At 39.5% G+C, this 12,018-nt stretch carries 14 protein-coding genes; 1 reads left to right on the top strand and 13 read right to left on the bottom strand.

Going from position 1 to position 12,018, the window contains the following annotated elements:
* The first annotated feature begins 243 nt into the window (after positions 1–243).
* Entirely contained in the window at positions 244–591 is a 348-nt protein-coding gene (locus AC0QT4_RS07150) for a hypothetical protein (protein WP_473201028.1), read from the top strand.
* Positions 592–958: 367 nt separating this feature from the next.
* Here AC0QT4_RS07150 and AC0QT4_RS07145 read toward each other — a convergent pair whose 3' ends face one another.
* The 13 genes from AC0QT4_RS07145 to AC0QT4_RS07085 form a co-directional block, all read right to left on the bottom strand.
* Positions 959–1,978 carry a DUF6990 domain-containing protein gene (locus AC0QT4_RS07145; RefSeq protein WP_473201027.1) on the bottom strand — a complete coding sequence of 340 codons (1,020 nt, stop codon included), beginning with the start codon at positions 1,976–1,978 and terminating at the stop codon, positions 959–961.
* A 35-nt stretch (positions 1,979–2,013) separates the two neighbouring features.
* Positions 2,014–2,553 (bottom strand): hypothetical protein, encoded by a 540-nt coding sequence (locus AC0QT4_RS07140; protein ID WP_473201026.1) that lies wholly within the window; start codon positions 2,551–2,553, stop codon positions 2,014–2,016.
* Between the two features lie 221 nt (positions 2,554–2,774).
* Positions 2,775–3,392, bottom strand: a complete 618-nt coding sequence (locus tag AC0QT4_RS07135) for a hypothetical protein (protein ID WP_473201025.1) — start codon at positions 3,390–3,392, stop codon at positions 2,775–2,777.
* Between the two features lie 313 nt (positions 3,393–3,705).
* On the bottom strand, positions 3,706–4,266 hold the full coding sequence (locus AC0QT4_RS07130; RefSeq protein WP_473201024.1) for a hypothetical protein: 561 nt from the start codon (positions 4,264–4,266) through the stop codon (positions 3,706–3,708).
* A 5-nt stretch (positions 4,267–4,271) separates the two neighbouring features.
* Positions 4,272–4,520 (bottom strand): hypothetical protein, encoded by a 249-nt coding sequence (locus tag AC0QT4_RS07125; protein ID WP_473201023.1) that lies wholly within the window; start codon positions 4,518–4,520, stop codon positions 4,272–4,274.
* A gap of 1,571 nt (positions 4,521–6,091) precedes the next feature.
* The gene (locus AC0QT4_RS07120; RefSeq protein ID WP_473201022.1) at positions 6,092–6,427 is read right to left on the bottom strand and encodes a hypothetical protein; all 336 of its coding nucleotides are present in this window, start codon (positions 6,425–6,427) and stop codon (positions 6,092–6,094) included.
* Between the two features lie 949 nt (positions 6,428–7,376).
* A complete protein-coding gene (locus AC0QT4_RS07115) occupies positions 7,377–7,658 on the bottom strand; it encodes a hypothetical protein (RefSeq protein ID WP_473201021.1) in 282 nt (93 codons plus the stop codon).
* A gap of 20 nt (positions 7,659–7,678) precedes the next feature.
* Entirely contained in the window at positions 7,679–7,888 is a 210-nt protein-coding gene (locus tag AC0QT4_RS07110; RefSeq protein WP_473201020.1) for a hypothetical protein, read from the bottom strand.
* Positions 7,878–8,237, bottom strand: coding sequence for a hypothetical protein (locus AC0QT4_RS07105; protein ID WP_473201019.1), 360 nt, complete (start codon positions 8,235–8,237; stop codon positions 7,878–7,880). Before AC0QT4_RS07105 ends, AC0QT4_RS07110 begins: the two co-directional genes overlap by 11 nt.
* 220 nt (positions 8,238–8,457) lie before the next feature.
* Positions 8,458–8,994 carry a hypothetical protein gene (locus tag AC0QT4_RS07100; RefSeq protein ID WP_473201064.1) on the bottom strand — a complete coding sequence of 179 codons (537 nt, stop codon included), beginning with the start codon at positions 8,992–8,994 and terminating at the stop codon, positions 8,458–8,460.
* An 89-nt stretch (positions 8,995–9,083) separates the two neighbouring features.
* Positions 9,084–9,581 carry a hypothetical protein gene (locus tag AC0QT4_RS07095; RefSeq protein ID WP_473201063.1) on the bottom strand — a complete coding sequence of 166 codons (498 nt, stop codon included), beginning with the start codon at positions 9,579–9,581 and terminating at the stop codon, positions 9,084–9,086.
* Positions 9,582–11,020: 1,439 nt separating this feature from the next.
* The gene (locus AC0QT4_RS07090; RefSeq protein WP_473201018.1) at positions 11,021–11,179 is read right to left on the bottom strand and encodes a hypothetical protein; all 159 of its coding nucleotides are present in this window, start codon (positions 11,177–11,179) and stop codon (positions 11,021–11,023) included.
* A 9-nt stretch (positions 11,180–11,188) separates the two neighbouring features.
* Positions 11,189–11,623, bottom strand: a complete 435-nt coding sequence (locus AC0QT4_RS07085; protein ID WP_473201017.1) for a hypothetical protein — start codon at positions 11,621–11,623, stop codon at positions 11,189–11,191.
* Positions 11,624–12,018 lie beyond the last annotated feature (395 nt).

Raw genomic sequence — 12,018 nt, 5'->3', positions numbered from 1 at the left:
GCAGCTCTTTTTGTCACCCATTTTGTATGAGTCTCTGTAAAGACTCTTAAAAACAACCTTTATGCATCCATAAAACAGATTCTGAAAGAATTCATTAAGGCAATTAAGGGTTAATTTTGTCAATTTCTAGACAAACTTCTTTCTTTTTCATGTTTGTTGCATTTTTACTATAGGTATTTAACTAAAATTTATATATAATCCATTTTGATATTTATTTCTATAAATAAATATAGGAGAAAAACTATGAATATAAGATATTTTTTCATAGCAAGTGCAATCACCAGTGGCTTAGCTCTTGCACTCCAAGACTCTGATCGTATAGTTAATAAAGAAGAAGCACCAATTGTTTCTCCTTATACTGTTGATGAAGTTGATAAAAATGATTTACAGCTTCTCGAACCAACAAGTGGCTCATTTGATACATCGGATATACTAAAAAACAAAAGTAACTGTTGTAAAAAAGAGAGGGGAATAGATGATTTATATCATACAGGAAAAAATTTACTCTATGCGCTCACTGACTTTTTGCGTTCTGCTATCATGGTTTGCGTACAAATACTTTTTTACAAGAAAATAGGGAGTCTTTTCTAAAGCCCCCCATAGAGCGTCATAGATAAAAATGAAGAGGCCCCAATAAAGATGGGGCCTTATTTTTACTTTACTTCTTTCTCTCAATGAAAAGATTGCTTTGTTTTCTCTTCTCAACAAAAAGGAAACAGAGAGAATGAAAACCTGCCCCAACAGCTTTTCTTTGTACAGCAATCATCTTTTCCTCCACGAGGGAAGGATGAGTTTTTCTTTAAAGCCATAGAGCAATCACTTTGCTACAACTCTTTCCCAGCAAAATTTTTCAAGGAATTTTCAATGCACTTTTTAAAGCATGGTGTTGTTTTCTTATTTTCCTTAAAATTTTTGATTGTAGGAAGTGCCTTTTTTCCTCACTCATGAAGCATCTCAACTAATCAATGCTGACATCGAGAAATTCTAGTTCACCATCCTTGATATAAACGATATCGAAACCGTACTTCTTCTCTTCAACTTTAAAGATCGCTTCCTCATCATACACAATGAATCCTTGTTCCCTTAATTCCTGTCTTTTGCGTTCGGCGCATTTTCTCTGAAAATCTCGTTTTATATTGCACAAATTTGGGTCTCTAAATCTAAAATCCCGATACTCATGAGCGTTCAAGAACAGTTTATCTGCCGCCCGTTCAAGAACAGCGTAACTAAGCTGCTCTGTTTTAGCCACCTCTTGTGCTATCACCATAGCCCGTTCAAGATGGCTTTCGTCAAGATTTGCCGATTCGCTCTCAGCCTCAAAGCCAAGCCGATTGCCTGCTGCCAAGCGTTTTTGATAAGAGCGTAAAGTCTTCCCATCACCAAGCAGCGCAAGAGCTGCAAGATGCGCCAGAGCATAAGGTGCCCCATTGGTTTTAACAGCTAACTGATCCACGTATTCATCAGTTGACCAAATTATAGTGTTGTTTTCCCAAGGCGGCGCACTATAGCGAGAGTGAAACATTTCCTGAAGACGTGTATCATCCATCACCCATTGTAAAGTTTTATCAAGCTCCTGCTTTAAACGCTTCCCCGTCACTCTTTCTTCGAAAATTTCTAGTCCTCTAGCCACAAAACTCAAATGCACCACTGGCAAAATTTGAGAATTATCAGGATTAATGGTCTGGCAAGCTGCGGCAAAAATACCGGTCATAACTAAAAGCCCACGATCAAAATTTGGGCAATCTTTGCTCATTTCGTCATGTTCGTCATTTTCATCATGTTCGTCATTATAGAGAAACTGCACTTCGCGATCGGGCAAGAAGAGGGTAGCCAAATGATCCCCTCGTCCCTCGATTTCCACCGACCACCCCAAGCTCTTTAAAAGCGCTGTCGCACTTTCCATGGTCAGAACTTCGTCATCATCAACAACTTCATAAAGCTCTTCTTGTCCTTCTTCTCCGCCATTTTGCTCATCCATATCTCTTTCCCTCATGACTTAACAAAGATTGTATTCTACTCTTGCAACACTTTTTTCAGTTCTCCTCTCACGCGGCTATACAGTCTCGCCTGCTTAAAGACACCATAATAAAAATATAAAATAGCCATGCTAAAAGGCGAAATATACGTTACCGCACAGACAAGCACGAGAGAAAAAAATGCGATAACAGTCTCGTACCTATGCCCCTTATTGCTCTTTTTATACCGGTTATTTTGGTGCCAAGGTATTTTCTCCCATTGCGGATTGACTCCTTTTAATTTTCCTACATTTTTTTCCAACAAAACCAATAAGATGACGTAAAGTATGATCATAATCGGGATCAAAGCAAGAACACAGACGGCAAAAACTTGCCAATACACTAAGAGAGAAAAAAGTGTAGTCTCCGCCCATACTGTAAATTTCCATTTTGCGAAGGATGGCATAAAGAGAATCCTATTCCACAGCTCAATGATAAGTGAGAGGGAACAAATGACGATAATTTCTCTCGGAGAAAGAAGAACTTTCTCGATAAAAAAGCGCCTTTTGTCGTAAAATTCTGCATTTTTCTGCTTCATTTCCCCTGCTTTTCCCCTCGGCTCTTTTTGACCATAACGCAATTCCCCCTACCGCTTTTTTACCCCGTTTTTTACCATGAAACATTGATTGCGGACATTCCAAGCTCTTTAAAAGCGCTGTCCCCCTTTCCATGGTCACAACTTCGTCATCATCAACAACCTCATAAAGCTCTTCTTATCCTTCTTCTCCGCCATTTTGCTCATGCATATCTCTCTCCCTCTCATGACTTTACAAAAGTTGTCTTCTGTTCTTGCAACGCTCCTTTCAGTTCTCCTTTCACGCGGCTATACAGTCTCGCCTGCTTAAAAACACCATAAGAAAGTTCTAAAAGGAGCAGGGTAAAAAGAGAAATATACACGGTCACAAATCCAAGCACGATAGCAAAGAGTATGCTAACAATCTCGTAGTGATCCTCCCTGTTACTTTTTTTACACCCGTTGTTTTGAAGCCAGGGTATTTTCTCCCATTGCTGATTGACACCTTTTAATTTCCGCATATTTCTTTTCGACACACCCCATAAGATGAGGCAAAGTATGATCATAATCGGTATCGAAGCGAGAACACAGATGGCAAAAACTTTCCAGTACATCAGGAGAGAAAGAAGCATAGTCTCCTCCCACGCTGTAAATCCCCCCTCCATTATAAATTTCTCTTGTGCCAAGGATGGCATAAAGAGGATTCTACTCCCCAGCACAATAATGAGTGAGAGGAGACAAATGACGATATTTTCTCTCGGAGAAAAAGGGAAGTCCTCGAAAAAAGAGCGCAGTATATGATAAAATGTTGGATTTTTCTGCTTCATTTCCCCTGCCCTTTCCCCTCTGTTCTTTTTGACCATAACGCAATTCCCCTTTCACTTTTGACTTCGTTTTTTTACCATAAAACACTTTTTACAAGAGCACAATTTTTAAGGACATGTCCATTTTATTGACATTCCAAGCACTCTCTATGCTTTTTCACCGCTCTGTCTAATAACCCAGTCACCTTAGAATACAACCTCAAACGCTTGAGAAAAGAATAATACAGCGCAATCACGGCTATCGTTAAAAAAACATCAAGGATTATCGCCACAAAAGGCAAGAGAAAGTTTAATTCCACCATAGTCCTCCCCATGAGATGAGTCATTTTTTTCCCTCCTAGCCTTTCTCTTGCTAAAGAATTTTCTCTTGTTGTCGGGTTAATTCCTCCAACTGCAGGATCTTTTTTTTCAACTCAGATGTTAAGAGGGCACGAAGCACTAAAATAACAGGAACCATTAGCAAAACACATGCCGAGATCAAAAACAACAGCGAAAAAAGCAAGCTAAAAACTTCTAACCCCTTACTGTTGACAGGACGATTCAGTTCCCACCAAAAAGCGCTATAAAGCCCCGCCTTAAAAACTATAATGATAAGAGAAATGGAGGATATAATGAGCGTATCTTTCCAAGAACACGCCAGCCATTTTTTGAATATAAGGGACCTTTGCTCTGTCTCGAGAATTGAATTTTGGCACCCTGACTTTTTTTCACGTCTTTCAAGATGACAAAAGCACTGGAGAGACTCTTTCCCCCCATTCCTTTGTTTTTTCACGCGGCAATACACTCTCAAACGCTTGAAAAAAGCATAATAAGGCAGCACGATGACCATATTAACAAAGATGCCAAAGACCACGGTATTAAGAAACAGGCACAAAGTAAACGGTGTTGTAAGCAGCAGAGTTGCTAATCCCATAGCCCTTATCCTTGAACCGATTCATCTTGCTCCGTTGCCTGTTCTCCTTGCTGTTTTGTTTTGTTCAATTTCCGCTCTCGTATGCTGTGAATTCCCCAAAGGATAGAAAAAGATGTGAGAAGACAGAGCCAAATTAAAACCGGAAGAAGAAAAATAGCATGCCCCACACCACTCCATCCCTGCAATATCTGTATGGCAGTCTTTGCACAAGCTTGGACCTCTAAAGCCATTATGATGGAAAATGCGCAGGACATGATGACAAAGCTGCGTAAGATTATTTTATAATTTCTAAAAGAAAAAACCGATAATTTTTTATATGAAAAAGAAGACAATTTTTTATAAGATGCTGAATTTTTCTTCTTCATGTTTTCCCCTACTTGTTACCCTTTCATTGTTCTTAAAGTTTTTATCCTCTTCTTGATCGCCTAAAAAAGAGCTGTTATTTTTCTCCACACTGGACTGCTTTAAGCTGTTTTTTTAAGCCTCCACTTTTTACCCTCCATAAATTATAATTCCCCATCCCTTATTGCGGAAGTTACCCCTCAGCCCCATTGTTCAACGTTTTGCTTTCGCAATCAGCACCCAAAAAGAGACAATCGTGCTGAGTATCTTTGTTATCCACTTCATAGATATTTTCTCATCATACACAATAAAACCTTGTGCTCTTCATTGTTGTTTTTCTCCTCAACAACTTTTTTATGCCAAGCCCTCTTTTTATTGTAAACGCCCCTTTATTGATTGCACAACTCTTAAGTCTCTCGCTCTGCAAGTCTGAGTGCACTTCACTTTCAGGAACAATTTTCAACCTGTTCCAGCAACGCATCACTGAGTTGCTTTGTCTTTTCCCTCTCTTTTCCCATTACAGCACGTTCAAGATGCATTTCTCTATTCTTTTTCTCAAAGCCAAGATGATTGTCTCCAACGGATTTTCCCCAAACGGATTTTCCAAGTCAAGTTCCAAAGTCAATTTCCCCAAATTGCTCTCTTTGCACAAAGCTTTGTCTGTAAGAGCACAAATCTCCACCTCACCAAGTAAAGCAAGCCCCCCAAAATACCACTAAGCATAAGAGGCTCTCTTGATTTTGCCTTTGTTCCAAAAAGGAAATTTCCTAAAAGAAGGCTCCTTTTCCAAGGGAGGGGTGCCCATGAGTAACGCAGCAATGCATGAAAAGCAATTTCTCACCACCCCTTTTTGCTTCATCAAGCACCGGTTTCAAGCACCCTCTACGCACCTTTCTTGAAAAGTTTCCAATTCCTTCACCACAAAATCCCATTAAAATCCCGACAAAATCTTAGAATTGTTCGGATCAAGCGTGTCATAAATCATGAGAAGAAGACCGCTCATAACGCACAAACCACAATCAAATTGGAGCTATCTTTCCCTTTCTCATCACGACAATCCTCTCTTTTCTCGTCCTTAGAATTCTTCATTCTCTCATCATGACACAGATACAACACTTCACGACCGGATCAATGCATGCGTGCCAGAGGATCACTTTTTTCTCATTTTCTCAATTTCATTCACCAATCACAAATTCTTTAAAAGCGCTATCGCACCTTCCATAGCCAGAATATCATCATATTCACAAAGCTCTTCGCGGACTTCTTCTTCACGCATCTGCTGAATTATTCCCCTCACCTATGGGCGGCACAAACATTATATCATGAAGCACTTTTTTCAGTTCTTTTCTGACCTGGTAATACAATCTTGCCCGCTTAAAGACAGAGTAATAAAGTGCAAAAATGAACATGTTAATGAAAAATACAAAGTCAACCACGAGCCGTATCACGGACATGATCGCTGCAAGATTATTTTCCATTTCCCCTACTGCTCCTGACTCATTTTTTCGCGTTGCCGAATTGCTTCTTTCAGTTTTTTGATATTTTTTTTCAAAAGAACGCCCAATATAATACGAAGCACCACCATAATTGGTATCAGACTAACAACACATCCCGCTATAATGGCCCAAATAAGCCCAGCAAGAGCAAGAGTCGTATTTTGCCACTTTGTCAAGTCCAACCCTAACCAGAGCAGCACGATAAACATCACAGAGATAGCAGTAAAGCAGAAGATAACTTTATACTCTCTCATTGAGAGACGCGCTTGCTCGAAGAAAAAAAAGCGTGGCTCTTTTTTAAGTTCTAAATTTTTTTGCTTCATTTTCCCCCGCTCTATCTTTTATTCTCAAATTTCTAATTTCTTTTCATCTCTTATAAAAGAGTTATTCTCTATAGAAGGGTTATTTATTTTTCTCAAGACGTAATTGCATCCGCCCCCTTTCTAACCATAAATTTAATTGCCCATTTTTCGTCATGAAAAGATTAAAACAAGATTTTTTGCGTTTTTCAAACCAAAGAGCGCTCCTTCATCACCCCCATGAAATTCCTGTTTTTTTATTGTTCTTTTCACTGTCAGTTCTTTTCACTTTCAACGATATACTCTTTATTGACACGAATTGCAGGGCTTTCTCAGTTCTGAGAGCAAACCAACTCTGTATAAACACTCGGACTGCTTCTCATTTCAAGCAAAGCGTAACAGACTTGCTTTGTCCTTTCCTCTCTTCTTCCCTCACAAAACACATTCAAGATGGCTTTTGGTACCTTTGCAGAGCCAATATTGATACTGGTAAGGGACTACACCGGTAGGACGATACCCGTAGGACTAGATCGGTAGGACTAGATCGGTAGGACTCTACAAACAATATTGACATTGAAGATACTCTCATCACAGAGACTCCCACTAAAATCAAGTAGTTGATGACCTCTCAAAAAGCTTTTATGGTAAAATAATTCTAGGATCTCAACATCGCTAAGCACAGCGAAAATCGTAAAAGACAATAAAGCATCCTGCAAGAAAATGCTTCACGGGGTTCCCATCACAGGGAGTCATTGCGCCAATGATTTTGCCCCATAGATCTTCCCTCTTAAAAAAGAAGCATAGAGCGCAACAACGCCCCCGAGCGACCAAATCAAAAATGATGGCTCGAAAAAACAGCCATGAAGAACGACGAAACAAGTCTCGCTTTAGGTTTGATTTTAAAAGCTTCCCTTGCCACTACTTACAGTCCCCCACTTGGCAGGTCTCCGCTTGGGCAAGATGACGAGAGCGCCTATTTTTCTGACTGCTGGCTCTCTGCTTCTAACTGCTGAATCATTTTTTGCAATTGACGCGTCACTATAAGCTGGAGCACCCAAATAATCGGAGAGCATAAAACAGCACAGCCAAGAATCCATGCAAGCGGCTGTAAAATTGTGAAGGAAAAGGAATCATAGCCCCACGCACTCAAAAATCCTACAACAATGGCTATCGGAGCCGTCGTCATGATTGCAGCGATATAAAATATTCTTTTATAATCTTGCCAAGAAAGAGAAAGCTGTTCTTTATCAAACATGGAAGACTCTTTTATCTTGTTTATCTTGCTCTTGTTTTTCTTGAGATCTCTGCAACCACACTATCGCGTTCTTGCAGCACGCGCTTGAGCTCCTGTTTGGCTTTACAAGACAATTTTGCGTTCTTGATCAACAGGGAAAAAAGCACCAAAGCTGGCATAATAGTTAGAACACCGGCGATTGTCGAAGTCAAAAAACGTAACGTCATTAATGCTATAAAACTACTGGTCATCGTTTACCCCTATCGTACCCTTTATATAGAGAGCTTTATCGCGTTGTTTAATTGCTTCTTCCAATTGTTGATTGACTTCTCTCAATTTGCCATGAGATCTTAGACAGAGAACCCCAAGAATGAGTGTGAAGAACATCAGACACCCTGCTATAAAATTTGGAAGAAAGGTTATAAAAGCCTTCGCATCACTGCTCTCCCCAATCATGCTCAAGAAAGGGGGTAGACTCTGTAAAATTCCAAAGAGAATAGAGATAAACAACAGCATTTTATATTTTTTACGACCAAAATCTAGAGATTCTATAAAAGAAAAGGAGCCAAACCCTGTATTAAGGGCTGAATTTTGGCTCATTTTTCCTCTCTCCTGAAAACTTAGCGGCATCTTCTTTTTCATCTCTCTCAGTAGACTGAAATACAATCTCGCACGTTTAATAACAAAATAAGGAAGCCCGATGATAACCATAAAGAATAAAATGGCCATTATGATGAGCCCTAAAAGACCCCAATATCCGATAAACAAAAGCACTTTTTTCCCTCTCGTATTCTATAGACTTAATCAGTCTAGCAGCACCTTAAGAAAACTGTTCTAATCTTTTCATTATTTTTTTCACTTTCTGATTAAGCATAGCGTAGAGTATCAGAATCACCGGTAAAGAGAAGGCAAACAAAGCCCAAACCAAAGCCATTAATACAGCTGTAAAGCCATAAACGAAAAACCCTACAGGATGACTTTGAAAAAACTGTTTCATCACTTGACTGACGTCCATTCCCATCAATCCCACCACCCCAACCCACACAGCTGAGATTATGATGGGCGCAGACATTATAAGAAAGACAATCAAAGAGGAAATGAATATTCTTTTATAATCTTTTCCTGAAAGAGCCAAAAACTCTTTAAATGCAAGGGGATTAGTTTGCATATCACAGAGTATAGTCTGCACTCTTTTGTCTGTTTCATGCCCATTGAAGCCCAGTGTTTCCCTGTTTTGTAGTTTCTTAAAGAACTTAGAAAACGCTCTCAAACGCATAGCACGCTTCACAAAAGAATAATAAAGTGCAAGAATTGCCATAACAGCACAAACACCCGCTATGAGGTAAACGATACCCATTGACACAATGAACACTATTGCGGTTGATATTACAAAAAAATCCACCTTTTTCTCCCTATGGTCTTCTATAAAGCAATTGGTTTTCTTGGCTATTTTGGTGATTTTTCCAATTGCCGAACCATTTCTTTCAAGTTCCGATTTAAAATGATGAATAAGAATAAAAGGCTAGGAAAAATTATTTGAATCCAGCCAAGGATTGCTTGTGGTAAGAAACAGAGAAAAGCCCAAACGCCATTCCATCCCGCAGCACGCCACAATTCTTCTGTATGCTTTCCATCTGACGATAACTGTCCTTGGAATATTTCTTTAAGATTTTCCAGAAACGTTCCTTGCTTTTGTGTCTGAACCATGTCTTGAAGCTGTTCATTAGAGATCACGTGAAAATAATCCAGAGGATTGATGTAGTATGTAGCAACAGTAGCCAACAAGACTAACACAGCCAAACAAAAGATGAGGATATAATCTTCTGCCGAGAAAGCCATCTTCTTTTTGAAAGCAAAAAGCTGCGCTCTCTCAAACGTTCCCTGAGGGACAGAAGCCGTCCCCCCACGATTTTGTAAAGATTGCTGGTGTGGTTTATCTATCATCACGCTGAGATTCCCCCCTTCTTAAAGATTTTAGACGCTCACCAAAGTGAAGCCTCTGCTAAAAACTCTTCTTACAACCATGCACTTTCTCTCATATCATGCTTTTCAGTTTCTCAACAAAACGAGGAACAATGCCACACATTTTAAAAAGAATCACATGACATAAACGAACACAGTCAAAGTAAGGAGTTCCTTTAACACCCCAAATAGGAAAAGTAAAACACTTAAAAGAGAAACGCATTGATAACTTTCCCCCTCTCCTATTCTTTTCCCTTTTTAGCACTCTACAGAGAAATGACTCTCTCCTTATAATCGAGCCATCTTGTTATCGAATTGCCTTTGATTATTTTTATTGTTTTTTCTCAATGCTGAATCCCTTTTCCCTCACAAAGCAAGAAGGATGCAGACCAGCAAATCAGAGAAACACTGACAAAACATACTCTAAGCAGCATTCACCCACAACACGGATGATGCCCCCATGCGCTTTACTTTTCCAATTGTATTGCATTAAAAAGCGTTAAATCCTGCTAAAAAGAGAACGTAAAACGAGAGGAAGAAACCTTTGCCCCTCTCTATCTCTCACTTAATCAAGGAACAAGCCGGCATCATCATGATATTTTCTCGCTTCCAAGGGTCTGTTTGCCAACTTCTAATGGTGCGAGAGCCCTTGCATCAAGACGATTCATGAGAGGCATTTCAACGCCTTTTCGCCCAGAGTTACCCCCCCCACAACAATCCCCTTTATAAGGAGCAAGAAGATTGTTTTGATGGATTCAATTAAAAGGGTTTAAAAGAGAAGAATCTTACGCTCTTCGAACCTGTCATTCCAGGTGCAAACGATGAATTCTCTTCATAAATCAATGTATTAATTAAGCAAGCACTCTTTAGAGGGTGCCCTCTCACACCTTTATCAGACAGAGGATCATTTTATTTCATCCATAAGTTTTATTAGACCCATAAGTAAGTTTGATTTCACCCAGTCGATTGGATCGTCAATACAAAGCCCAAGAAATCAACACTAAGAGCAATCACCCCACATCAAAGCAAACGAATCCTTTTTATAAAAAGAACAGTCCCTTTCTTTGTATGATAAACCACACTTTACGCAGCACAATTTTCGTGTGGAGCGCAAGATTACCGTGCAAAAGAGCCCTTTATTATCTCTTTTCAAAATGACCGCTTTTCAGAACGGCATTTCTGAAAACGCCTCCCCTTGTTACAACCCTCAGAGAAAAAAAACGAAAGACGAAAAAGACGCTTTCGACCTTTTCCTTAGATTCTTCTCCGAAAGGAGCATTTTTTTGAAGGCAAGGAGCAAAGCTCTTTTTTCAATTTTGAGCTCTCCCCCTTCTCTTCTCATTATGTCTTTTCACCATGCCTTTTACAAGAAGACGCTTTATCAGCATACTCTACGAGCATATCTTTGTTTCTATGACTTTTTAACTCTTCTTGTTGAGTTCTTCATCCATTCTAAGATACAATCTTAAACGTTTGACAAAAAAGTAATAAATTCCGACCAGAACCATACTATTTAAAACAGCAATGATGATAAGACCAAAAAAGGCAAGAATACCCAACAATAGTGTAATAAGAATCATTTTTTCCCCCTATCGTGTTTGTGCAACAGCAGATTCATTTTGCTGTTCAGATGATTTTTCCAATTGCTGAAACATTGCTTTCAAACGTCGATCAATGATGAAATGGAGGATCAAAACAACCGGTAAGAAGATGACAGCCAACGCCCATAGAAAAGTCGGCAAGAAGATTATGAAATCCATAAAGCCCTCGCCCCCAGTATAAATTCCTCCAACAAATAATCCGAAGAAAAACATAGGCAGATACACGGCTCGAAGGGCCCCTAAGATCAACAAAACGAGAGCGATGCACAAGATTATTTTATAATCTTTCATCGAAAGCACCATATCCCCTTTGAAGGACAAGAGCTTAGATCCCTTACCATATGCTGCGGCGCCCTTTTGCGTTTTGGCATATTCGCGTTGTGCTTGTGATTTGTCTTGTGGTGGTATATTTTCATTTGTCATGCTGACATTACTCCGCTTTTTTTCATTTTTTTTACAAACCAACTCTTACGAGACACTTGCCTAGAGCTTTTTCACGGATTTTCCCCCCATATTCAACATGTATAAGAAAACACGCACATACCAATGAACAGCACGAAATGCCATGAACCCAATTCAGCACGAACACCCTAACTTTTCGCACCCCTTGGCTCTTTGCACCCAATGAAACAAAACAGCCAACGCCCATTCACAAGTATTTGACAGCTTTATGCATTAAGGATTCGTTTACCAGTCTTAATAAAACTTTTCAATCCCTTCTTTTGCGTTTTCCTTCACAAGTTTTTTCCAGATCTCAAGCACTGGTTAACACCGGCACTGGTTAACACCGGCACTGGTTAACACCGGCACTGGTTAAC

The sequence above is a fragment of the Bartonella sp. EBT8 genome (genome assembly GCF_055796165.1).
This window is presented reverse-complemented; position numbering and strand designations above follow the sequence as displayed.

What these genes read in the sequence shown, in the direction of transcription:
- AC0QT4_RS07130 (WP_473201024.1), bottom strand. Translation starts at nt 4,266, where the DNA reads ATGGGATTAGCAACTCTGCTGCTTACAACACCGTTTACTTTGTGCCTG.
- AC0QT4_RS07145 (WP_473201027.1), bottom strand. Translation starts at nt 1,978, where the DNA reads ATGGATGAGCAAAATGGCGGAGAAGAAGGACAAGAAGAGCTTTATGAA.
- AC0QT4_RS07140 (WP_473201026.1), bottom strand. Translation starts at nt 2,553, where the DNA reads ATGAAGCAGAAAAATGCAGAATTTTACGACAAAAGGCGCTTTTTTATC.
- AC0QT4_RS07100 (WP_473201064.1), bottom strand. Translation starts at nt 8,994, where the DNA reads ATGGGTATCGTTTACCTCATAGCGGGTGTTTGTGCTGTTATGGCAATT.
- AC0QT4_RS07105 (WP_473201019.1), bottom strand. Translation starts at nt 8,237, where the DNA reads ATGAGCCAAAATTCAGCCCTTAATACAGGGTTTGGCTCCTTTTCTTTT.
- AC0QT4_RS07110 (WP_473201020.1), bottom strand. Translation starts at nt 7,888, where the DNA reads ATGACCAGTAGTTTTATAGCATTAATGACGTTACGTTTTTTGACTTCG.
- AC0QT4_RS07085 (WP_473201017.1), bottom strand. Translation starts at nt 11,623, where the DNA reads ATGACAAATGAAAATATACCACCACAAGACAAATCACAAGCACAACGC.
- AC0QT4_RS07115 (WP_473201021.1), bottom strand. Translation starts at nt 7,658, where the DNA reads ATGTTTGATAAAGAACAGCTTTCTCTTTCTTGGCAAGATTATAAAAGA.
- AC0QT4_RS07120 (WP_473201022.1), bottom strand. Translation starts at nt 6,427, where the DNA reads ATGAAGCAAAAAAATTTAGAACTTAAAAAAGAGCCACGCTTTTTTTTC.
- AC0QT4_RS07125 (WP_473201023.1), bottom strand. Translation starts at nt 4,520, where the DNA reads ATGTCCTGCGCATTTTCCATCATAATGGCTTTAGAGGTCCAAGCTTGT.
- AC0QT4_RS07095 (WP_473201063.1), bottom strand. Translation starts at nt 9,581, where the DNA reads ATGATAGATAAACCACACCAGCAATCTTTACAAAATCGTGGGGGGACG.
- AC0QT4_RS07135 (WP_473201025.1), bottom strand. Translation starts at nt 3,392, where the DNA reads ATGGTCAAAAAGAACAGAGGGGAAAGGGCAGGGGAAATGAAGCAGAAA.
- AC0QT4_RS07150 (WP_473201028.1), top strand. Translation starts at nt 244, where the DNA reads ATGAATATAAGATATTTTTTCATAGCAAGTGCAATCACCAGTGGCTTA.
- AC0QT4_RS07090 (WP_473201018.1), bottom strand. Translation starts at nt 11,179, where the DNA reads ATGATTCTTATTACACTATTGTTGGGTATTCTTGCCTTTTTTGGTCTT.